Source organism: Aliiroseovarius sp., assembly GCF_030148435.1.
Lineage (GTDB): Bacteria > Pseudomonadota > Alphaproteobacteria > Rhodobacterales > Rhodobacteraceae > JASBTN01.
This window is the reverse complement of the sequence record NZ_JASBTN010000001.1, coordinates 62,154-83,302: the sequence shown is the minus strand read 5'-3', so window position 1 is coordinate 83,302 and position 21,149 is coordinate 62,154. Positions and strand designations below refer to the sequence as shown.

General features: G+C 64.5%; 17 protein-coding genes and 1 riboswitch. Of the genes, 8 read left to right on the top strand and 9 right to left on the bottom strand.

What is annotated here, in order from left to right; genetic code table 11:
* Window positions 1-41: 41 nt before the first annotated feature.
* Both Q1V43_RS00380 and Q1V43_RS00375 read right to left on the bottom strand, forming a co-directional pair.
* Window positions 42-563, bottom strand: a complete 522-nt coding sequence (locus Q1V43_RS00380; protein ID WP_300512769.1) for a hypothetical protein — start codon at window positions 561-563, stop codon at window positions 42-44.
* Window positions 564-593: 30 nt separating this feature from the next.
* Window positions 594-1,073, bottom strand: a complete 480-nt coding sequence (locus tag Q1V43_RS00375) for an Lrp/AsnC family transcriptional regulator (RefSeq protein WP_300512949.1) — start codon at window positions 1,071-1,073, stop codon at window positions 594-596.
* Window positions 1,074-1,172: 99 nt separating this feature from the next.
* Between Q1V43_RS00375 and putA the strand changes: the two genes are divergently transcribed.
* Both putA and Q1V43_RS00365 read left to right on the top strand, forming a co-directional pair.
* Entirely contained in the window at window positions 1,173-4,577 is a 3,405-nt protein-coding gene (gene putA, locus Q1V43_RS00370; protein WP_300512767.1) for a bifunctional proline dehydrogenase/L-glutamate gamma-semialdehyde dehydrogenase PutA, read from the top strand.
* Between the two features lie 31 nt (window positions 4,578-4,608).
* Window positions 4,609-5,343 carry a rhomboid family intramembrane serine protease gene (locus Q1V43_RS00365; RefSeq protein WP_300512765.1) on the top strand — a complete coding sequence of 245 codons (735 nt, stop codon included), beginning with the start codon at window positions 4,609-4,611 and terminating at the stop codon, window positions 5,341-5,343.
* 33 nt (window positions 5,344-5,376) lie between these two features.
* On the opposite strand, the gene Q1V43_RS00360 is transcribed toward Q1V43_RS00365, so the two are convergent.
* Genes Q1V43_RS00360 through Q1V43_RS00350 form a run of 3 tightly spaced genes read right to left on the bottom strand, consistent with a single transcriptional unit; the run spans window position 5,377 to window position 7,410 of the window.
* A complete protein-coding gene (locus tag Q1V43_RS00360; RefSeq protein WP_300512763.1) occupies window positions 5,377-5,628 on the bottom strand; it encodes a hypothetical protein in 252 nt (83 codons plus the stop codon).
* A gap of 27 nt (window positions 5,629-5,655) precedes the next feature.
* Window positions 5,656-6,444, bottom strand: coding sequence for an inositol monophosphatase family protein (locus Q1V43_RS00355; RefSeq protein ID WP_300512761.1), 789 nt, complete (start codon window positions 6,442-6,444; stop codon window positions 5,656-5,658).
* Between the two features lie 60 nt (window positions 6,445-6,504).
* A complete protein-coding gene (locus tag Q1V43_RS00350; RefSeq protein ID WP_300512760.1) occupies window positions 6,505-7,410 on the bottom strand; it encodes a LysR family transcriptional regulator in 906 nt (301 codons plus the stop codon).
* Between the two features lie 91 nt (window positions 7,411-7,501).
* Between Q1V43_RS00350 and metF the strand changes: the two genes are divergently transcribed.
* Together metF and Q1V43_RS00340 are read left to right on the top strand one after the other, a co-directional pair.
* Window positions 7,502-8,365 (top strand): methylenetetrahydrofolate reductase [NAD(P)H], encoded by an 864-nt coding sequence (gene metF, locus Q1V43_RS00345; RefSeq protein WP_300512758.1) that lies wholly within the window; start codon window positions 7,502-7,504, stop codon window positions 8,363-8,365.
* 132 nt (window positions 8,366-8,497) lie between these two features.
* Window positions 8,498-8,950, top strand: a complete 453-nt coding sequence (locus Q1V43_RS00340) for a PaaI family thioesterase (RefSeq protein WP_300512755.1) — start codon at window positions 8,498-8,500, stop codon at window positions 8,948-8,950.
* Between the two features lie 11 nt (window positions 8,951-8,961).
* Here Q1V43_RS00340 and Q1V43_RS00335 read toward each other — a convergent pair whose 3' ends face one another.
* Both Q1V43_RS00335 and Q1V43_RS00330 read right to left on the bottom strand, forming a co-directional pair.
* Entirely contained in the window at window positions 8,962-9,957 is a 996-nt protein-coding gene (locus Q1V43_RS00335) for a DUF2235 domain-containing protein (protein ID WP_300512947.1), read from the bottom strand.
* Between the two features lie 173 nt (window positions 9,958-10,130).
* Window positions 10,131-11,270: a type III PLP-dependent enzyme gene (locus Q1V43_RS00330; protein WP_300512753.1), complete on the bottom strand. Its 1,140-nt coding sequence runs from the start codon at window positions 11,268-11,270 to the stop codon at window positions 10,131-10,133.
* Window positions 11,271-11,396: 126 nt separating this feature from the next.
* Here Q1V43_RS00330 and Q1V43_RS00325 point away from each other — a divergent pair, with 126 nt between their 5' ends.
* The 4 genes from Q1V43_RS00325 (at window position 11,397) to Q1V43_RS00310 (ending at window position 17,751) form a co-directional block, all read left to right on the top strand.
* Complete coding sequence (locus tag Q1V43_RS00325) at window positions 11,397-11,828, top strand: Lrp/AsnC family transcriptional regulator (RefSeq protein WP_300512751.1); 432 nt, start codon at window positions 11,397-11,399, stop codon at window positions 11,826-11,828.
* Between the two features lie 99 nt (window positions 11,829-11,927).
* Window positions 11,928-13,556, top strand: coding sequence for an alpha-D-glucose phosphate-specific phosphoglucomutase (locus Q1V43_RS00320; protein ID WP_300512749.1), 1,629 nt, complete (start codon window positions 11,928-11,930; stop codon window positions 13,554-13,556).
* Between the two features lie 131 nt (window positions 13,557-13,687).
* Window positions 13,688-16,462, top strand: coding sequence for a valine--tRNA ligase (locus tag Q1V43_RS00315; RefSeq protein WP_300512747.1), 2,775 nt, complete (start codon window positions 13,688-13,690; stop codon window positions 16,460-16,462).
* A gap of 62 nt (window positions 16,463-16,524) precedes the next feature.
* On the top strand, window positions 16,525-17,751 hold the full coding sequence (locus Q1V43_RS00310; protein ID WP_300512745.1) for a multidrug effflux MFS transporter: 1,227 nt from the start codon (window positions 16,525-16,527) through the stop codon (window positions 17,749-17,751).
* 53 nt (window positions 17,752-17,804) lie between these two features.
* Window positions 17,805-17,902, top strand: a riboswitch (TPP riboswitch).
* A 205-nt stretch (window positions 17,903-18,107) separates the two neighbouring features.
* Here the strand turns inward: Q1V43_RS00310 and Q1V43_RS00305 are convergent.
* Window positions 18,108-18,536, bottom strand: coding sequence for a universal stress protein (locus Q1V43_RS00305; protein ID WP_300512742.1), 429 nt, complete (start codon window positions 18,534-18,536; stop codon window positions 18,108-18,110).
* Window positions 18,533-21,145 (bottom strand): TRAP transporter permease, encoded by a 2,613-nt coding sequence (locus Q1V43_RS00300; protein ID WP_300512740.1) that lies wholly within the window; start codon window positions 21,143-21,145, stop codon window positions 18,533-18,535. The genes Q1V43_RS00305 and Q1V43_RS00300 overlap by 4 nt, the downstream gene beginning before the upstream one ends.
* Window positions 21,146-21,149 lie beyond the last annotated feature (4 nt).

Here is a 21,149-nt window from a genome sequence, read left to right as displayed (position 1 = left end):
TGCGGGGACAATAGCGCGGAGGAAACGAGTGTCCAGAGGGCTCAGCGCTCGCTGGTCAGAAAGGCGCGTTCCGGCAGCCAGGGGTTCAGCTCCAGCGCCGCGCGCAGGGTGTCCTGCGCCTCGGTCTCGCGGCCCAATGCGCGCAGGGTCAGGAAACGTCCCGCCATCGCCGCCACGTGCAGGGGCGAGCGTTCCAGCGCCGCGTCGAGGTCAGGCAGGGCCAGTGCAAAGTCGCCCAGAAGGAAATAGGCGAAAGCGCGTTGGTTGTAGCCTTCGGCATAGTCCGGACAGTAGGAAATCAGTTCGGAGAACAGCCGTTCGGCACCGACCAGGTCGGATTGCCGCAAACGCGCCCGACCATTTTCCAGCAGGGTTTGCGCATGGTCATCCGGCGCCCGGGTCCAGAGTGCCCACATGTCCCCGGTCACGGCCCGCGCGGCGCGCTCATCCGGCGCCGCCCGCGCCTCATCGATCAAGACGCGCAGCGGCGCGTCGATTTCGGGTGCAGCCGGGCAGTTTGCAAACGCGGGCCCGGCCAGAAGGGCAAAGACAATCCAACGCATAGTTCCATCCTGCCCGAGCATCCCGTGCGGTCAACTCACATCGCCGAGAGGGCCCTCCTTCACCGCCTGCATCGCCACATGTGTGGTCGAATGGGCCACATGGGGCAAGGAGGATATCGCCTCGCCCAGCACCCGGCGATAGTCGCGCATGTCGCGGCAGCGCACTTTCAACAGGTAGTCGAATTCCGCCGCCAGCATGTGGCATTGTTCGACCTCGGGGATCTTCACCACACCCGCGTTGAAGGCCGACAACGCCGCCTCGCGGGTGTCGCTGAGCTTGACCTCGACAAAGGCCACGTGGTCCCGGCCGATGCGAATCGGGTCGATCAGCGCGCGGTAGCCTGTGATGACCCCATCCGCTTCCAGCCGCCGCAGCCGCGCCTGGGTCGGGCTTTTCGACAGTCCTATGCGCCGGGCGAGCTCGGTGATCGGCAAGCGCCCCTCGGTGGACAGGATCTCTAGAATCATCCGATCGTGTCGGTCCAGCCGCGCTTCTCCTTCTTCCCGCATTTCACCCCCCACTTCGGTCACTTCGCCTTCAACGGACATAATTTCAGGAAACCCGTCCGCCATGCAAGGGGTAATATAGGCGTAACGGAGAGAACACCCATGACCCATCGCTTTACCATCGACAGCCTGAAATACGCCCCGGAAGCGGCCCGTGTGGCCGAGATGATTGCCCTGGCCAATCTGGATGAAACGGCCCGCGCCCGGATTTCCGCCCGGGGCGCAGAGCTCGTGCGACAGATCCGTGAGAGCTCGGACCCCGGGTTGATGGAGGTTTTCCTGGCCGAATACGGGTTGTCGACCGACGAGGGCATTGCGCTGATGTGCCTGGCCGAAGCGCTGCTGCGCGTGCCAGACGCGGATACGATCGACGCACTCATTGAAGACAAGATCGCCCCCTCCGACTGGGGCCGTCACAAGGGACAGTCGACCTCGGCACTGGTCAATGCATCGACCTGGGCGCTGATGCTGACCGGCAAGGTTCTGGAAGATGCCGAACCGGGCGTGCTGGGCACTCTTCGGGGCGCAGTGAAACGGCTGGGCGAACCGGTCATCCGCACCGCCACCGGCCGTGCGATGAAAGAAATGGGCGCGCAGTTCGTGCTGGGAGAAACCATTGAAAAGGCGATGAAACGCGGGCAGGCGATGGAGGAAAAGGGCTATACCTATTCCTACGACATGCTGGGCGAGGCCGCGCGCACGGATGCCGATGCACGCCGTTACCAGATGGCCTATGCCAATGCGATTTCCGAGATCGCCGTGGCCTGCAAGGCAGACGACATCCGCAACAACCCGGGCATCTCGGTCAAGCTCTCGGCGCTGCATGCGCGCTATGAGCGGGCCCAGAAGGACCGGGTGATGCGTGAGCTGGTGCCGCGGGTCTCGTCGCTGGCGCAACTGGCCAAGGCCGGGAACATGGGCTTCAACATCGACGCCGAGGAGGCCGATCGCCTGTCGCTGTCGCTGGACGTGATCGAGGCGGTCCTCGCCGATCCGGCGCTGGCCGGTTGGGACGGGTTCGGCGTGGTGGTGCAGGCCTATGGCCAGCGCACCGGTGCGGTTCTGGACCAGCTCTACGAGCTGGCAACGCGCCATGACCGCAAGATCATGGTGCGCCTGGTGAAAGGGGCCTATTGGGACAGCGAGATTAAGCTGGCCCAGGTCGAAGGGCTGGACGCCTTCCCGGTCTTTACGTCGAAAGCGGCCACCGATGTGAGCTACATCGCCAATGCGCGCAAACTGCTGGGCCTGACCGATCGTATCTACCCGCAGTTCGCCACACACAACGCCCATACCGCCGCCGCCATTCTGGACATGGCCGGGGACAAGCAGGCCTTTGAATTCCAACGTCTTCACGGCATGGGCGAGCGCCTGCACGACATCATCCTGACGGCGGAAAGCACCCGCTGCCGCATCTATGCCCCGGTCGGCGCCCACCGCGACCTGTTGGCCTATCTGGTCCGTCGCCTGCTGGAGAACGGCGCCAACAGCTCCTTCGTGAACCAGATCGTGGACGAGGACGTGCCCCCCGAGGAGGTCGCCGCCTGCCCCTTCGATGCGCTTGAAGCAGAGCACCCGCATATCCCCACCGGGCCCGAGCTTTTCGCCCCTGCCCGCGCGAATTCCAAGGGGCTCGACCTGACTCACGAGCCGCACCTGGAACAGATCGAGGCCGCCCGCGCGCCCTTCCGCGAGGTGGTCTTCGCCGCCGAACCGCTGATCGCCGGCGAAGTCGAGGGTGGCGAGGACTGGGAGGTCATCAACCCCAGTGACGGCAGCGCCGTTGGCACCCTGACCCCGGCCTCGGCCAAGGACGTTCAAACCGCGCTGGCTGCCGCCATCCGGTGGGAGGCAGACGCCGCCACCCGCGCCGAGGTGCTGAACAAGGCCGCCGACCTCTACGAGGCGCACCTGGGTCCGTTTTTCGCGCTGCTGGCGCGCGAGGCGGGCAAGACGCTGCCGGACTGCCAGGGAGAGCTGCGCGAAGCCGTTGATTTCCTGCGCTATTATGCCTCGCGCATCCCGACGCTCGATGCCCCGGCCCGCGGTATCTTTACCTGCATCTCGCCGTGGAACTTCCCGCTGGCGATCTTTACCGGGCAAATCGCGGGCGCGCTGGCCGCTGGCAATGGCGTGCTGGCGAAACCCGCCGAACAGACTGGGCTGATCGCCTTCGAAGCCACGAAACTGCTGCACCAGGCGGGCGTCCCGCGCGAAGTTCTGCAACTGTTGCCCGGCGATGGCCTCACGGTGGGCGCCGCTCTGACCGGCGACGCACGGGTGAACGGCGTGGCCTTTACCGGCTCGACCGAAACCGCGCAGATCATCCGCCGCGCCATGGCTGAACACATGTCCCCCGAGGCGCCGCTGATTGCCGAAACCGGGGGCTTGAATGCGATGATCGTCGATTCGACCGCCCTGCCCGAACAGGCGGTGGCCGATGTGCTGGCGTCGAGCTTCCAAAGCGCCGGTCAGCGCTGCTCGGCCCTGCGCTGCCTTTATGTGCAGGACGATATCGCTGACGGGTTCCTCGCCATGCTCAAGGGCGCGATGGCCGAACTGAAACAGGGCAACCCCTGGGATCTCTCGACCGATCTGGGACCGGTGATCGACGACGAGGCCTTTGAGAGCATCGCCTCCTATGCCGCGGGCTGCGACACGCTGGTTGCAAACCGCCCACCAACTGGCGGCAAGTTCATCCCACCCACCGCGATTTCCGTGAAGGGTATCAACGATCTCGAGCGCGAGGTTTTCGGCCCGATCCTGCATGTCGCCCGGTTCAGGGCCGAGGATCTGGACCGCGTGATCGACGATATCAACTGGCGTGGCTACGGGCTGACCTTCGGGTTGCACACCCGGATTGACGATCGCGTACAGCACGTGGCCGACCGGTTGCAGGTCGGCAACACCTATGTGAACCGCAACCAGATCGGCGCTGTGGTGGGCAGCCAGCCATTTGGCGGCGAGGGTCTGTCCGGCACCGGCCCCACGGCGGGTGGTCCCGACTACCTGAAACGGTTCTGCGCCGATGACAGGCCGCGGGTCGAGGCGCCGGACAGCCCGCGCATGGACCTGACCGACGTGACCGTCGCCCTGGCCCAGGTCACACCGCCACCCGGCATCGTGACCACCCAGGACCTGCCCGGCCCGACCGGGGAGCTCAACCGCCTGACCACCCTGCCCCGCCAGCCCTTCCTCTGCATGGGACCCGGTGAAGCTGCGCAGGCGCAGGCCAATGCCGTCGAAGCGGCCGGTGGCCAGGCTGTTCTGGCCGACAGACTCCCGGCCTATCACCTTGAAACCATTCACGAAATAGGTGGAGTAATCTGGTGGGGCGATGACGGGACCGCGCGTGAGATCGTACGGGCCCTGGCCGCGCGCCCGGGGGCGATCCTGCCGCTGATCACCGGAACGCCGCGGGCCGACCACGTGCTGGCCGAACGGCATCTCTGCGTCGACACCACCGCCTCCGGCGGCAATGCCGAACTGCTGGCCGCCAACGCTTGACGCCCTCACGCGGATCGGGGAGTTTGACCCCATGTTCCCGATCCGCGACCACAACCCGTCCGAACGAACCCCCTATGTCACCTATGCGCTGATGGCGGCGAACATCGTTGTGTTCCTGTTCATGACCACATCGCTGGAAGGGGACCGGGCACTGGCGCTTTTCTACTGGGACTGGGGGCTTGTGCCCGCCAAGGTCAGCGAGGGCATGGGCTACGGCGGCTTTGTCAGCTCGATGTTCCTGCACGGCGGCTTCATGCATCTGGCAGGCAACATGTTGTTTCTGTTCATCTTTGGCGACAACCTGGAAGACGAGCTTGGCCACCTGGGCTTCATCCTCTTCTATCTCGCCTCGGGCCTGGGCGCCGCAGGTCTGCAATTTGCCGCGGATCCAACCAGCCTGGCGCCGATGATCGGCGCCTCGGGGGCGATCGCGGGGGTAATGGGGGGCTACCTGCTGCTGTTTCCGCGGGCGCGGGTCGATGTGCTGATCATCTTCATCGTCTTTTTCAAGATTTTCCCGGTGCCCGCCTGGCTGATGCTGGTGGTCTGGTTCGGGCTGCAACTGTTCAACGGCGCGGCCGGGGCGGACGCAGGCGTGGCCTACTGGGCCCATGCCGGGGGCTTTGTCGTCGGCTTCCTGTGGGTGCTGCCCAAGTGGCTGCGCGAAGGCGGGCCCGCATTCTGGCGCCGCAGCCAGGGCCACCCGGACCATCCTGCCGCGCGCTACAGCCGCACGGGCATCCCGGTGGTCCGCCGCCGGAAATAGGACCGGGTGTCGAGATCCCCACCGCTACGACACTCAATCGTAGGGGTTTACATCCCTGTTGGCCATGTAGGAGGACAAATTGTCGCCAACTTCCGGTACACTCGACCCGACCGTAAAGCCTGCTGCCAGGCCCATTCCAACAACCACCGCGGTCAAGGCAACCCAGTCCACGGTCACGGCACCGCTCTCGTCTCGGACGAACTTCGCCCGGAAGTTATAAAAAATACGCATCATGCCGTTCAATCTGCCATCGAAATCCGGCGAAATTGCGGCCAGCCATGACATGGGTCCGGGGAACCCGCCGAATTCGGCTCAAGAATCGCGAATGACTTTCGAGAATTTTTCGAAAATCGGTTCGTTCCCGCAAACCACCTCGCCATCCTCGAGAAGGCTGCCTGCGGGGTCCAACGGCTCGATCAACCCGCCCGCTTCGCGCACGATGACGATGCCCGCGGCGATATCCCAGGCGTTCAGGCGGCGTTCCCAGAACCCGTCGTAGCGGCCCGCAGCGACATAGGCCATGTCAAGCGCGGCAGCGCCCCAGCGGCGCACCCCGGCGCAGGCCGGCATCAGGCGCGCCAAGTCCTGCAGGGTGGCCGGCAGGTCCGAGCGTCCACCGAAGGGCAGCCCGGTGGCAAAGATCGATTCGATCATGCGGTTGCGGCCCGAGACGCGCAGCCGGCTTTCATTGAGCCAGGCCCCCGCGCCTTTTTCGGCATAGAACATCTCGTCCTTGGCGGCGTCGAAGACCACGCCCGCGACGATCTCGCCCTTGTGTTCAAGCGCGATCGAAATCGCCCAATGCGGCAGACCATGCAGGAAGTTCGTGGTGCCATCCAGCGGGTCGACGATCCAGCGACGGGTCGGGTCCGTGCCAGGGGTCTCACCGCTCTCTTCGGCCAGCCAGCCATAGTTCGGGCGCGCTTCCATCAGCTCTTCGCGAATGATCTTTTCGGCGGCGATATCGGCGCGGCTGACAAAGTCCCCCGCCCCTTTCATCGAGACCTGCAGGTTCTCGACCTCGCGGAAATCCTTCACCAGGCTGCGCCCGGCTTTCCGGGCGGCCTTGATCATCACGTTCAGGTTTGCACTGCCTTGCATGGGACGGCTCCTTAGACTCAAGCCGCGCGTATACGCGGCGCGGGGCCGCTTGCCAAGCCTTCACGCACGCTGGAGCTTAACTGGCTCTGTCCGGGCCAGCCGGATCATATGGGCGATATAGGGTTTCAGGGCATCCTCTTCGCGCGTGGCAGCATACATGCGCTTGGACAGGCCCGCTTCGGTGATCGGTTTTGTAATGTAATCCGGGTTGTATTTCACGTCCCTCAGCACCCAGTCGGGCAGCACCGTGACCCCGCGTCCCGCGGCAACCAGCATCAGGATAACCTCGGTCAGCTCGACTTGACGCTGCGCGCGGGGTTCGACCCTGGCGGGTGTCAGAAGCGCGGTGAAGATGTCCAGTTTTGAGCGTTCCACCGGATAGGTGATCAGCATTTCCTCCTCGAAATCCTCGGGTGTGATGAACTCGCGATCGGCCAGACGATGGGTGGCGGGTGCCACGAACCGGGGTTCGTAGTCGAACAGCGGCGAATAGGTGATCCCGGGTGTGTCGACCGGGTCCGAGGTCACGACGAAGTCGACCTCCTCGCGCCGCAGCGCCTCCAGCGCGTCAAAGGCCAGGCGCATGCGGATGTCCACGTCAACCTCGGGCCAGGCATGGCGGAACCCGTCGAGCACCGGAAACAGCCATTCGAAACAGGCGTGGCATTCGATCGCGATATGCATTCGCCCCGAACGGCCGGATTTCAGCGCGCGGAATTCTTCCTCCAGCGCGGCAACCTCGGGCAGGATGCGTTCGGCCAGACGGAGGAGCTTCATCCCCGCCGGGCTGAGCTTCATCGGTTTCGAGCGGCGGTGAAACAGCTCCATCCCCACCTGCTCCTCCAGCCCTTTGACCTGGTGGGACAGGGCTGACTGGGTGATATGCAGCATGTCGGCAGCCCGCGCGAGCCCACCCGCTTCGTGGATCGCGCGAATGGTGCGCAGGTGGCGGAATTCGAGATACATGTGTGATCCTCATGATCTTCGTGAGAATTATGAATTTGTTTCACAGATGGGGATCAGGCACAAGAGGGCAACCCAAACCAAAGGTGCCCCGATGACCACGCCCCGTATCTCGTTCGAATTCTTCCCGCCGCAATCGCTCGACGCGTCGTTCCGGCTCTGGGACACCGTGCGTGAACTGGCTCCGCTGGACCCGAGCTTTGTCTCGGTCACGTATGGGGCGGGCGGCACCACCCGGGACCTGACCCATGAGGCCGTCGGCACGATCCACCGCAATTACGGTCTGAATGTCGCGGCACATCTGACCTGCGTCGAAGCGTCCCGTGAAGAAACGCTGGAGATCGCCCGAGGCTACGCCAAACAGGGCGTACGCGAGATCGTGGCGCTGCGCGGGGATGCCCCCAAGGGGGCCGAACGGTTCACACCGCATCCCGAAGGCTTCGCCAATTCGCTCGAACTGATCGAGGCGTTGGCGGGCGAAGGGTTCGACATTCGCGTCGGCGCCTATCCCGAACCGCACCCGGATGCCGCGGATACCGCTGCCGACGTGGCCTGGCTGAAGCGCAAGGTGGATGCCGGCGCGACCTCGGCCATCACCCAGTTCTTCTTCGAGCCCGACACGTTCTTCCGCTTCCGCGACGCCTGCGAGAAGGCCGGGATCGACGTGCCGATCATCCCCGGTATCCTGCCGATCGAAAACTGGGACGGCGTGAAGCGCTTCGCCCGGCGCTGCGGCACCCAGGTGCCCGCATGGCTGGACGATGCCTATGCCAAGGCCAAACGTGACGACCGCGAGGATCTGCTGTCCACCGCGCTCTGCACGGAGCTCTGCAGCGAGCTGATCGACGGCGGGGTCGAAGACCTGCATTTCTACACGCTGAACAAGCCCGCCCTGACCCGTGTGGTGGCTCACGCTCTGGGGATCACCCCTCAGATTCAGCTGCGCGACGTCGCCTGATCCAGGCGCGGGACGCCGCGTCCCGGACAGGCGGAAGCCAACGTCACTCTTGCCCGGTGCGCTCCCCACCCCAGCCTCCTGCTGATACGTCCAAGGAGCGCTCCAACGAACTTCGCGCCCAAACCCGAATAGTTGCTGGACCGGGATAGCCTTCTGTCCTTGTCCGGGCTAGAGTTCATGCAGGGAATCCTGAATGGCACCTTGCCCGCTCCGCCGATCAGCCGGGTCCTGAACTACGACCTGCACAGCGTCGAAGAGGGCCGCGTGTCCTTTCGCTGCACGCCGGGGTTCGACCATAGCAACCCGATGGGCACGGTCCATGGCGGCTGGTACGGTACGCTGGCGGACAGCTGCATGGCCTGCGCGGTGATGACCCTGGTGCCCAAGGGATCGACCTATACGACGCTGGAGTTCAAGACCAACATCATCCGCCCGATCAAGCCGGGCACCGAGATCGAGGCAGTGGGCACTTCGCAACACTCCGGCCGCTCGACCGGTGTCGCCGTGTCCGAGTTGCGCGGGGTCGAGGATGGAAAGCCCTATGCCACCGGGTCGACCACCTGCATTGTCATGAAGATGCGTTAAGGCACACGGGCTCAGTGACCGTGGCGCAGGGTGCCGGGCGGCTGCACCGGTGAGGCGCTGCGCATGCGGCCTGCCTTGAACAGCCGCTCGGACGGGTCCAACCCGACTTTGCGCTTGTGGCGATAGACGAACATCTTGCCCCACCCCCGCCTTGTGCCGGTCGAAGGAGCGTTCGCATCGCAGGGAAACCGGTCGCGCCATCCCTGCGGCAATTCAATCCCGTGCCCTTCCAGCTTGCCCAGCATCCAGACCAGCGGGATATTCGCGAGCTGACGTGCGGGGTGGAACCCGCCCAGCTGTCCGCCGATGTCCCCATGGGTGCCGCGGAACCAGACCTGTTCGACCCGCCCGCCCCAATCACCATTGCTGCTCCACAACACCGGTTCGAAGGCATCGCGTGTCTCGTCCAGGGCCAGGGCGTGATACCCGTGTCGGATCGAGCTGCCCAGGTGGGTGGAGTGGAACCGGTGCAACGGCTCGAACCAGCGCCAGACAAGCGGCCAGCGCAGGCCCAGCGCCTTTACCGTGTCCCAGACACCGATCATTTCGATCGTGGCCTCCTCGTGGCAGTAAAGCTCGGCAAACCGTGACGACGCAGCGCTTTCCGGGTCGTTCTGGTAATGGCGGTAGACTTCGCGCACGTTGCGTTCGGTGGCATGTTCCGGTTTCAGAAGGCCAATCATGTCGATCACCCCGGCCAGCGAGCGTACGGCAAAGGCGCCGCGTGAGTATCCCATCAGGAAAATCCGGTCCCCGGGGCGATAGCGCGAGGCCAGGAACCCGTAGGCACGGCGGATCTGGCGGTTGATCCCCACCCCGGTCGCCACGTGCCACGAGTGTTTCCAGGTTTCGAACTGGATGCCGGCCTCGTACATGATCGACAGGCGCGCACTTGCCGGTGCGTCACAAAGCAGGCGGTAGGTCAGGCCGGCATTGGTCTCTTCCCCCGGATCGAGCGTGGACATGGTGCCGTCCAGGATCACCACGTGGTTCACCCGCCCCCGCACCGGACGGGCGGGGCTTCGCGTCTGGACCTTGCCGACGAGCCATTTCCTGATGCGCTCGAACACGCGCTGCTGCTCCTGTATCATCCCACCATCTTGGCGCGGACAGGGTAAACCGGTGGTTAACCCCCCGCGTTATACAAACGTGCCGTGCCAGGCGGGACCTGTCCAGAGCGTCAGTTGCCCGCTGACCGAACCGTGATCACGCGAATGGCGCCATACCCGTTGAACCGGGTGACGGTCGCGGTGGAATAGGCGCCCATCCCCCCAAAGATCAGATAGTCCCCCTCGTTCAGGGCCTCTGGCAACCGCAGGGCGCCCGGCAAGCGGTCGACACTGTCGCAGGTCGGGCCGTAGACGATACGCTCCATCGTCGGGCCGGTGACGCCGGAACCATCGGGGCGGACCACGCTGACCCGTTCGACCACACCGATCAGAAGGGCTTCGGCAAATCCGCCATAAATGCCGTCATTGATGAAAATCGACCCGCATTCGCGCACCGACTTGACCCGTGTGGCCAAGGCGTAGGCCTCGGCCACCATGGCGCGCCCCGGTTCACAGACCAGGGTCGGGGCTTTGCTGCCGAAAGCCTCGGCCACGGAGGTGTGGATGGCGTCGAAAATCGCCTCGAGATCCGGCACCACCCCCCTATTGGCGGCAAATCCCCCCCCCACGTTCAGCCGCGCCAGACGCACATCCGCCCGCTCGGCCACGTCGGCGCAGGTCTGGATATAGGCGGTCCATGCGGCGGGATCGGCACATTGCGTACCGGGGTGGAAAGTCATGGACGGGGTAAACCCGGCCTCGGCCACCGCCTTCAAGAGGCGTACGCAGCCATCCGGATCCTCGCCGAACTTCTCACCGAAGTCATAGGCCGCCCCTTCGACCGGCAGGCGCAAGCGAACCGAAACCTCGACCCCTTCTGGAGGCACGATTCCTATCAGCTTGGCCAACTCGCTCATGCCATCGACCGAATAGGAACACACACCCATAGCCGCCGCCTCGCGGATTTCGGCGGGGCTGCGCACCGGGTTGTTATAATGCAGATCCGCCGATGCGCTGATCGCACGCATCTTGCGCATCTCGGCGGGGCTCGCCACGTCGAAACCGCTTATGCCCGCGGCCAGCAGGTTCTCGATCACCACGCGGGCGTCATTTGCCTTGACTGCATAGGTCACAATGCCGTCGAACCCGGCCAGAAACCGGCGCGCCGTGTCCTGCAGGACCGACGGGGCGAAATAGAGCACCGGATGCTCCGGATGCTCGGCTTTCAGATGGGTCAGGGCCGTGGGCCAGATCGACAGGGGTCTGCTCATGAGTTTGATCCTTCGGGTGAACCGTCGCGCTTTCCTTCAGTTTTCAGGCTGAGTCCGGCGATTTCTAGTGGCGGAAATGACAAAATGTCGCATACCATACGACAAAACGACGCCTAGAGACGACACATGGACGACACAGACCGCGAATTGCTCGCTCAACTCGAAGGAAACGCCCGTCTGCCGGTGGCCACCCTGGCCCGGCGGCTGGGACTGGCACGATCAACTGTACAGGCCCGAATCGAACGGCTTGAGGAACGCGGTATAATCGCGGGCTATGCGCTGAAACTGGGCGATGGCGCAAGAGGGGATCAGATTCACGCCACCGTATTGTTGTCATTGGAGCCACGCTCGACCCCGGCGGTGCTGGCGCGGCTGAAGACCCTGACAACGGTCGAGGTCGCCCATACCGCCTCCGGACGGTTCGACATGGTGTTGAAGCTGGCCGCCCGCTCGACCGCCGAACTGGACGCCGCGCTGGATGCAATCGGCGAGATTGACGGGGTCAAGAGCTCGGAAAGCCTCATACATCTCTCGACCCGGATTGACCGTTTGGGCTAAAAACGGCGGTGAACCGCCACCCCAATTTTGACGAAATCTACTGATAAAGCTTCCGCGCCCACCGCGTTATGGTGAGCAGTTCTTTCAAGGGATAGCGACATGCAGGTACAAGCCGTTTCCACCACACCCATCGACGGGCAGAAGCCCGGCACGTCCGGGCTGCGCAAGAAAGTGACCGAGTTCAGCACACCCGGGTATCTGGAAAATTACGTCCAGGCCATCTTTGACGCCTGGGGGGCTGAGGGCAAAACCCTCGTGCTGGGCGGTGACGGGCGTTTCTTCAACAAGGCGGCGATGGCGACGGTGCTGCGCATGGCGGCGGCCAACGGGGTGACGCGCATGATCGTCGGTCGGGACGGGCTTCTGTCCACCCCCGCCGCGTCGCATCTCATCCGCACCCGCCAGGCCGATGGCGGGCTGATCCTGTCGGCCAGCCACAACCCGGGCGGGCCCGACGGGGACTTCGGCCTGAAGCTGAACGTTGCGAGCGGCGGTCCCGCCCCCGAGGCCGTGACGGACGCGATCTTTGCGGCCAGTGGCGCGATCAGCCGTTACCTCATCCTGGACAACGACGCCCCCGCGCTCGACACGCTGGGCGAGGCCCCCCTGGGCGACATGATCATCGAAATGGTGGACCCGGTCAGCGACTATGCCGATCTGATGGAACAGCTGTTCGATTTCGACGCCATTCGCGCACTGTTCGCAAACGGGTTTACCATGTGCTTCGACGCCATGCATGCCGTGACCGGCCCCTATGCGATCGAGATCCTTGAGCGCCGTCTGGGCGCGGCCCGCGGAACGGTTGTCAACGGCGTGCCCAGCGAAGACTTCAACGGCGGTCATCCGGACCCGAACCCGGTCTGGGCCCACGTGCTTTTCGACCTGATGATGGGCTCCGAGGCACCGGACTTCGGGGCTGCCTCCGATGGGGATGGCGATCGCAACATGATCCTCGGGCGCGGGGCGTATGTAACGCCATCGGACAGTCTGGCGGTGCTGGTGGCCAACGCCCAACTGGCGCCGGGCTACGCGGGCGGGATTTCCGGCGTGGCGCGCTCGATGCCGACGTCTGCTGCCGCCGACCGGGTGGCCAGGGCGCTGGGGATCGAGGCGTTTCAGACGCCCACGGGGTGGAAGTTCTTCGGCAACCTTCTGGACCATGGCCGCATCACGATCTGCGGCGAGGAAAGCGCGGGCACCGGGTCGGATCATGTGCGCGAAAAGGACGGGCTCTGGGCTGTGCTCCTTTGGCTGAACATCCTCGCAAGGCGCGGCCAGAGCGTCGCCGAAATCATGGTCGACCACTGGGCCCGTTTCGGACGCGACTACTATTCGCGCCATGACTACGAAGCGCTGCCGAAGCCCGAGGCCGAAGCCCTGGTGGCCGACCTGCGCGCCACCCTGCCCGGATTGAGCGGGCGCACGTTTGCCGGGCTTGGGGTCTCCAACGCCGAGGATTTCGCCTATCTCGACCCGATCGACGGTTCGACCAGCGCGCGGCAGGGGATCATCCTGCAGTTCACCACCGGCGAACGCGCCGTTTTGCGCCTGTCGGGCACCGGCACCGAAGGCGCCACCCTGCGTGTATACCTGGAGCGGTTCGAGGGGCCGGAGGGCAACCACGGGCTGGACACGCAGGAGGTGCTCGCCCCGCTGGCCCGCGCCGTGGATCAGATCGCCGGCATTGCCACCCGTACCGGCCGCACTGCACCCGATGTCATGACCTGACCTACCCTGCCCGGTCCGGGCGCGGGACAACACGCGTGGCGCGGCCGCACGAGCTGACAACGCCCTTCCCCTTGCCCCGCCCTTCGGCTACATGTCCCCGGACGCATTTTCACACGCTGGGACAGACCGCCATGGCCATGGAAAAAACCTTTGACGCCCAAGCCCGCGAGGGCGAAATCTATGCCGCATGGGAGGTCTCCGGTGCCTTCCGCGCAGGCGCCAACGCCTCGCGCGACGAGAGCTTCTGCGTGATGATCCCGCCCCCCAATGTGACCGGCGCGCTGCACGTGGGCCATGCCTTCAACAACACGCTGCAGGACATCCTGGTGCGCTGGCACCGCATGCGCGGGTTCGACACGCTGTGGCAGCCCGGGCAGGACCACGCGGGCATTGCCACCCAGCTGCAGGTCGAAAAGATGCTGGCCGCCACCCAGCAACCCGGCCGGCGCGAACTGGGCCGCGACGCCTTCCTGCAGAAGGTCTGGGAATGGAAGGGCGAATACGGCGGCACCATCGTCAACCAGCTGAAGCGCCTCGGCTCCTCCTGCGACTGGGAGCGCAACGCCTTCACCATGTCCGGCGCCCCCGGCGCCCCTGCGGCCGACGCCAAGGGCAATTTCCACGATGCCGTCATCAAGGTTTTCGTGGAGATGTATAACAAGGGTCTGATCTACAAGGGCAAGCGCCTGGTCAACTGGGATCCGCACTTTGAAACCGCCATCTCGGACCTCGAGGTCGAGCAGATCGAGGTGAACGGCAAAATGTGGCGCCTGCGCTATCCGCTGGAAGGTGGGCAGACCTATACCCACATTACCAAGGACGAGGACGGCAACGAGATCGCCCGCGAAACCCGCGATTATCTGGTCGTCGCCACCACCCGGCCCGAAACCATGCTGGGCGATACCGGCGTGGCCGTGCACCCGGACGACGAACGCTATCAGCACCTGATCGGCAAGACCGTGAAACTGCCGCTCTGTGGGCGGTCCATCCCGATTGTCGCCGACGACTACGCCGACCCGGAAAAGGGCACGGGTGCGGTGAAGATCACCCCCGCCCACGACTTCAACGACCGCGACGTGGGCAAGCGCACCGGCCTGCGCATCATCAACGTGATGGGCACCCGCGCGCAGATGTTCCTGAAGGACAATGCCGACTTCGCCGAGGGCTGCGACCCCGAAATGCTGGCCGACACCGTGGTGCGTTTCCATGACATGGACCGCTACGAGGCCCGCGACGCCATCGTCACCGAAGCACATGACAACGGCTGGCTGGACGGCATCGACGAAGACCGCCACATGGTCCCGCATGGCGACCGCTCGAAGGTCGCGATCGAGCCCTTCCTGACCGACCAATGGTATGTGGACACGGCGAAAATCGTCGGGCCCGCGCTGGACGCGGTACGCAAAGGCCGCACCAAGATCATCCCGGAGAGCGGCGAGAAGACCTATTACCACTGGCTGGCGAACATCGAGCCCTGGTGCATTTCACGCCAGCTCTGGTGGGGCCATCAGGTGCCGGTTTGGTATGATGAGGACGGAAAGGAATATTGCGCCGCGACCGAAGCCGAGGCAGTGGAAATGGCCGGTGGCAAGGCGCTGACCCGTGACGAAGACGTTCTCGACACTTGGTTCTCCTCCGGCCTCTGGCCGATCGGCACCCTGGGCTGGCCTGCCGACACGGACGAGATGCAGAAATACTTCTCGACCGATGTGCTGATCACCGGGTTCGACATCCTGTTCTTCTGGGTCGCGCGCATGATGATGATGCAGCTGGCGGTGGTGGATGAGATCCCCTTCCACACGGTCTACCTGCACCAGCTTGTCCGCGACGAGAAGGGTAAGAAGATGTCCAAGACCACGGGCAATGTCATCGACCCGCTGGAGATCATCGACGAATACGGCGCGGATGCGCTGCGCTTTACCAATGCCTCGATGGCGGCCATCGGTGGGGTGCTGAAACTCAGCGAAGAACGCATCAAGGGCTACCGTAACTTCGGCACCAAGCTGTGGAACGCCGCGCGGTTTGCCGAGATGAACGACTGCAAACCGTCTGCTGATTTCGACCCGGCCGCCGTCACCCAGACCGTGAACAAATGGATCGTCGGCGAAACCGCCAAGGCCCGCATCATGGTGGACGAGGCGCTGGACGGCTACCGTTTCAACGAGGCCGCCAACGGGCTTTACGCCTATGTCTGGGGCAAGGTCTGCGACTGGTATCTGGAGTTCGCCAAGCCGCTCCTGAACTCCGATGACGCCGCCGTCGTGGCCGAGACCCGCGCCACCATGGCCTGGGTGATCGACCAGTGCCTGGTGCTTCTGCACCCGATCATGCCGTTCATCACCGAACAGCTCTGGGGCGACATATCCGAGCGCCAGAAGATGCTGGTGCATGCCGACTGGCCGACCTATGGCGCCGAACTGGTCGACGAGGCTGCGAGCGCCGAGCTCAACTGGGTAATTCAGGTGATCGACAATATCCGCTCGGCCCGCGCCCAGGTGCATGTGCCCGCCGGCCTGAAGATCCCGGTGATCCTGCAGGAGATGGACGCGGCCGGTCGCGCCGCCTGGGCGGGCAACGAGGCGCTGATCAAACGCATGGCGCGGATCGACAGCCTGACCGAACGGGCGGAACTGCCCAAGGGCTGCATCACCGTGCCCGTGGACGGTGGCGCCTTCGCCCTGCCGCTGGCGGACATCATCGACGTGGACGCCGAAAAGGCGCGGCTGGAAAAGACCCTCGGCAAGCTCGCCAAGGAACTGGGCGGGCTGCGGGGCCGGTTGAACAACCCGAAATTCGTCGCCAGCGCACCTGACGAGGTGGTCGAGGAAGCCCGCGCCAACCTCGCCGCGCGCGAGGCGGAGGAGGCCAAGATCAACGAAGCCCTCTCGCGCCTGGCCGATCTGTAACACGACGCTCAACGCATCGCCCCGCCCGACCCGGCGGGGCGTTTTCCTTTAGGGACGCCCGCATGGCTCGAAAAACGGCCACAAAACCCGCCTTGGACCGCACCGACACGGTGGTCTTCCTGGGCGGCATCACCGCGCTGACCGCCGTCAGCGTGGACATCGTGCTGCCCTCCACCGGCGTGGTTGCCCGCAGTTTTGGCGCACCGGAGCAACAGGGCGCGCTGCTGGTCGGGCTCTATTTCATCGCCTATGCGGTGGGGCAGCTGTTCTGGGGCCTCTTTTCGGATGCCTTCGGGCGGCGGCGCGCGCTTCTGATGACGCTTGCGGGGTTTACCCTTGCCTCATTGGCCTGCGCGATGGCCGCGAGTTTCCAGGGCCTGCTGATCGCCCGTTTCATCCAGGGGCTGTTCGGCGCCTCGCCGATCATTGCCCGCGCCATGGTGCGCGATGTGGCCCATGGCGAGGAAGCCGCGCGGATCATGACCGTGCTGGGCGCGATCCTGACCATGGCCACCATGTTCGCACCGGTGCTGGGCTCGGGCCTGCTGATCCTGTTTTCCTGGCGCGCGATCTTTGTTTTCCTGGCCCTGTTGGCCATGGTCTTTGCAACCTACACCTGGTTTTCCCTGGGCGAAACCGGCGGCGAGAAAAGGCCCGAGCGTTTCACCCTGGGCTTCATCCGCAGCGCGGGGGCCCGGCTCCTGACCACCCGCTCCTACCTGGTGCCGATGGCGGTGGGCGGGCTGACGTTCGGCGGCTATGTCTCGGTCGGGGCCACCGGCGCGATCATTGCCGAGCAGCGCTACGGTGTCTCGCCCGAGGCCTTCGGCGCGCTCTTTGCGATCGTGGCCGGGGTAAACACGGGCGGCGCGCTGTTTGCGCGCCAATTGCTGACCCGGATCAGCCTGCGCCAGGTCGGAACCCTGGCGGTCAGCCTGTTGGGCCTGGCCGGGCTGGTCAACCTGGGGCTGGCCTTTGCCGACCCCTCCCTGCCCGCCTTCTGGGGCGGCGTATGTCTCTACGTGGCGGCTTTCGGAATCATCCTGCCCACCTCGATGGCGGCGGCGATGGAACCCGCGGGTGACATGCCCGGTTTCGCGGCCTCGCTGATGGGCGCACTGCAGATGGTCATGGCCAGCCTCGGCGCGTTCATCGCTTCGTCGCTCTTCGATGGCACCAACCTGGCGATCAGCCTGACCATGGCGCTGTTCGCGGGACTGGCGGTGGCGGTGCTGACTATGGGGCGGATGCTGGATCGGCGTGACCGGGGGCACAGCCGCGCAGAGTGAACACACCGCCCGCCCTGAACCACTTTGCTCGGCGGGGTTATTTCCCTTAGGTGGCGTCGTGACAGGGGCGCCTGAACTTGGGTTGGGCTGAGACCTACCCTTTGAACCTGACCCGGATCACGCTGGCGGAAGACGTCGCGCGGGCAGGCCTTCCGCATTCCTCCCCGCGCCATGCGACGGCAACCCCATGACACCCGGTGCACCCTGTCCTGCGCGCTGGTCAGTACGCTTGGCGCCATGCGCGGAGCCTATGCTTTGTCAGTGGGCCATGGACACGGTCCGACCAACCATTTCTTTGCTTTCAGGACATGGCACCCCTCTCCCCGGCGTGCCCATGGCGCCGGGGGGAACGCAGTTCAGTCGCGCACGATCAGCACCGAGCAGGGCGCCTTGCGCGCCACGCGCGATGAGTTCGGCCCCTGTAGCTTGTCCATCAGGTTCGGCTTGTGCGCACCGATCACCACCAGATCCGCCTTGGAACGTTCGATCGCATCCAGGATCTGCTCGTAGGCGGTTCCGACCTCGACAATATGCTGCACGGCGTCGACACCTGGCAGGGTGTCGGCCACGAAGGCATGCAACTGCTCGCTGGCCGAGGCCGCGGCCGCCTTCATCGTGCCTTCCTGGAAAAAGGAGCCGACGATCGACATGCCGTAATCCGGGATAACCGTGACCACGGACAGTGACGCGCCGTAGAAATCCGCCAGCTCGGCGGCGCGACGCAGAAGCGGCTTTTCCGCCTCAAGGTGGGTCAGGTCGATCGCGCAGAGAACATGATTCGTCATGCCGGTACTCCTTCCTCTTGAGCGCCCTTGCGCCGCATTTGCAGCAGGTAAACCGCAGCCAGCAGCAGGAAGGCGGGGATATAGAACAGCTCCTTCGGCGGGCGGTCGGCGGGAACCTCAAGCTCCACGATCTCCCAGTCGAAATCGATGCCCAGTTGTTCGGCTGGCCCACCGAAGTTCAGGTTGTCGACAAAGAGCTTGCCCTCCTCGTCGCGAAGCTCCAGCCCGGCCCCGTCATAGAGCCGGGTGGCGCCATCCGCGCCTGCCTCGCCCATCGGCAGCAAGAAGCGCGCATCCACCGGATCGCCCTCCAGGCTTTCCCCCGTCAGACGTACGCGCAGCGAACCATTTGCCTCCGCCGCCTGAGCCATGTCGAAAATCTCGGCCCCCGCGCGGGTTTCGAACTCGGGCTGCAGCTGATTCAGGAAATAGCCCGGCTGGAACAGGGTAAAGGCCACCAGCAACAGGACCGCGCTTTCCCAGATGCGCGAACGCACCATGAAGAAACCCATCGTGCCCGCCGCGAACAGAAGCATCGCGATCAGCGCCACGACGAAGACGAAGATCGCCTGCACCGGGCCGACGTCGATCAAGAGCAGGTCGGTGTTGAAGATGAACAGGAAGGGCAGCAGCGCCGTGCGGATCGAATAGAAGAACGCCTGGAAGCCGGTGCGCAGCGGGTCGCCCTTCGAAATCGCGGCGGCAGCGAAGCTCGCCAGCCCGACGGGTGGCGTCACATCCGCCATGATCCCGAAATAGAAGACGAACATGTGCACCGCGACCAGCGGCACGATCAGCCCGTTCTGCGCCCCAAGTTCGACCACCACACCGGCCATCAGCGACGACACGACGATATAGTTCGCCGTGGTCGGCAGGCCCATGCCCAGGATGATCGAAATCAGCGCCACGAAGAACAGCATCGCCAGCAGGTTGCCACCCGACAGGAACTCGACGAATTCGGCCATCACCTGACCGATCCCGGTCAGGGTCACGGCGCCGACGATAATACCCGCGACACCCATGGCCGCCGCCAGACCGATCATGTTGCGCGCACCGATGATCAACCCGTCGGCGATATCGACAATCCCCTGACGGATCTGCGCACCTATATCGCTCTGACCCCGGAAATAGGCTTTGAGCGGGTTCTGCGTGGCCAGGATCACCAGCATGGCAATGGCCGACCAGAAGGCCGACAGGCCGGGCGATTTGCGCTCGATCATCAAGAGGTACATGAGCAGCAGGATCGGCATGATGTAGTGGATGCCGGTCTTGAATATCTCGCGCGTGGGCGGCAGATGCTGCATGCTCTCGATGCTCATTTCCAGATCCTTCTGACCCGCGGCAAAGCGTACGGCCAGCACATAAAGCACCGCCATGATCACCACGATCACCCAGGTTGAAGCCGCACCCAGCGCGCCTTGCAGCACATCGACGATCAGCCCGGTCAGAAACAGCGTTCCCCCGGCGATAACGATCGACGTGGCGATGATGAAGATCGCGCCCAGCATGAACTTCACCGGGTGCATGCGCGAGGTGCCGGTCATGCCCATCTTGAGCGCCTCAAGATGCACGATATAGACCAGCGCGACATATGAGATCGCGGCTGGCACGATGGCGGTCTTGACCACTTCGATATAGGAAATGCCGACATATTCGGTCATCAGGAAGGCCACCGCGCCCATGACCGGCGGGGTCAGAACGCCGTTGATGGACGAGGAGACCTCGACCGCGCCGGCCTTGGTCGCGGGAAAGCCGACCTTCTTCATCAGCGGGATGGTAAAGGTGCCGGTGGTGACGACGTTGGCGATGGACGAGCCCGAGATCAGGCCGGTCGCCGCCGAGGCAATGACCGCGGCTTTCGCCGGGCCGCCCCGCAGGTGCCCCAGGGCCGCAAAGGCCAGTTGCAGGAAATAGTTGCCCGCCCCCGCCTGGTTCAGAAGCGCGCCAAACAGCACGAAAAGAAAGACAAAGCCCGAGGACACGCCCAGCGCCACGCCGAAGACGCCTTCGGTGGTCAGCCACATGTGGCTCATCGCCTTGTTGATCGAGGCACCCTTCCACTGGATCACTTCCGGAAGGCCCGACCAGGAGCCGAAGAAGACATAAGCCAGGAAGAACAACGCCACGCCCATCAGCGGGAAGCCCAGCGAACGGCGCGCGGCCTCCATCAGAAGCACGATACCGATGACGGACACCACAAGGTCCAGCGTATTCGGGTTGCCGGTCCGGTTGGCCACGCCGACATAATTATAAAACAGGTAGGAGGACGCCAGCGCACCGACCACGGCCAGGACCCAGGTCGGGATCGGGATGCGGTTGCGCGGGCTGCCTTTCAGCCCGGGGAAGGCGATGAAGGCCAGAAGCACCGCGAACCCCAGGTGGATCGCCCGTGTCTGGGTGTCGTTCCACACACCGACCTTCAGGATGAAGGGCAGCGGTGACGCGATCCAAAGCTGGTAGAGCGACCATACCAGCGGAATGTACCACAGCGCGGCCTTGCCGAAGGCATCGTCAGGCTGGCGCCCGCCGGTATCGCTGTCGGCGATGAAATCTTCGAGCGCCGCGTCATTCTGATCGGATTGCGGCGTGTCGGTCCTGTCTTGTGACATCTTG

Excerpts from the sequence above, each read along its gene's own strand:
- Q1V43_RS00300 (WP_300512740.1), bottom strand. The coding sequence starts at position 21,145 with ATGTCACAAGACAGGACCGACACGCCGCAATCCGATCAGAATGACGCG.
- Q1V43_RS00365 (WP_300512765.1), top strand. The coding sequence starts at position 4,609 with ATGTTCCCGATCCGCGACCACAACCCGTCCGAACGAACCCCCTATGTC.
- Q1V43_RS00375 (WP_300512949.1), bottom strand. The coding sequence starts at position 1,073 with ATGCGGGAAGAAGGAGAAGCGCGGCTGGACCGACACGATCGGATGATT.
- Q1V43_RS00305 (WP_300512742.1), bottom strand. The coding sequence starts at position 18,536 with ATGACGAATCATGTTCTCTGCGCGATCGACCTGACCCACCTTGAGGCG.
- Q1V43_RS00310 (WP_300512745.1), top strand. The coding sequence starts at position 16,525 with ATGGCTCGAAAAACGGCCACAAAACCCGCCTTGGACCGCACCGACACG.
- Q1V43_RS00350 (WP_300512760.1), bottom strand. The coding sequence starts at position 7,410 with ATGTATCTCGAATTCCGCCACCTGCGCACCATTCGCGCGATCCACGAA.
- Q1V43_RS00380 (WP_300512769.1), bottom strand. The coding sequence starts at position 563 with ATGCGTTGGATTGTCTTTGCCCTTCTGGCCGGGCCCGCGTTTGCAAAC.
- putA (WP_300512767.1), top strand. The coding sequence starts at position 1,173 with ATGACCCATCGCTTTACCATCGACAGCCTGAAATACGCCCCGGAAGCG.
- Q1V43_RS00330 (WP_300512753.1), bottom strand. The coding sequence starts at position 11,270 with ATGAGCAGACCCCTGTCGATCTGGCCCACGGCCCTGACCCATCTGAAA.
- metF (WP_300512758.1), top strand. The coding sequence starts at position 7,502 with ATGACCACGCCCCGTATCTCGTTCGAATTCTTCCCGCCGCAATCGCTC.
- Q1V43_RS00325 (WP_300512751.1), top strand. The coding sequence starts at position 11,397 with ATGGACGACACAGACCGCGAATTGCTCGCTCAACTCGAAGGAAACGCC.
- Q1V43_RS00355 (WP_300512761.1), bottom strand. The coding sequence starts at position 6,444 with ATGCAAGGCAGTGCAAACCTGAACGTGATGATCAAGGCCGCCCGGAAA.
- Q1V43_RS00315 (WP_300512747.1), top strand. The coding sequence starts at position 13,688 with ATGGCCATGGAAAAAACCTTTGACGCCCAAGCCCGCGAGGGCGAAATC.
- Q1V43_RS00360 (WP_300512763.1), bottom strand. The coding sequence starts at position 5,628 with ATGTCATGGCTGGCCGCAATTTCGCCGGATTTCGATGGCAGATTGAAC.
- Q1V43_RS00320 (WP_300512749.1), top strand. The coding sequence starts at position 11,928 with ATGCAGGTACAAGCCGTTTCCACCACACCCATCGACGGGCAGAAGCCC.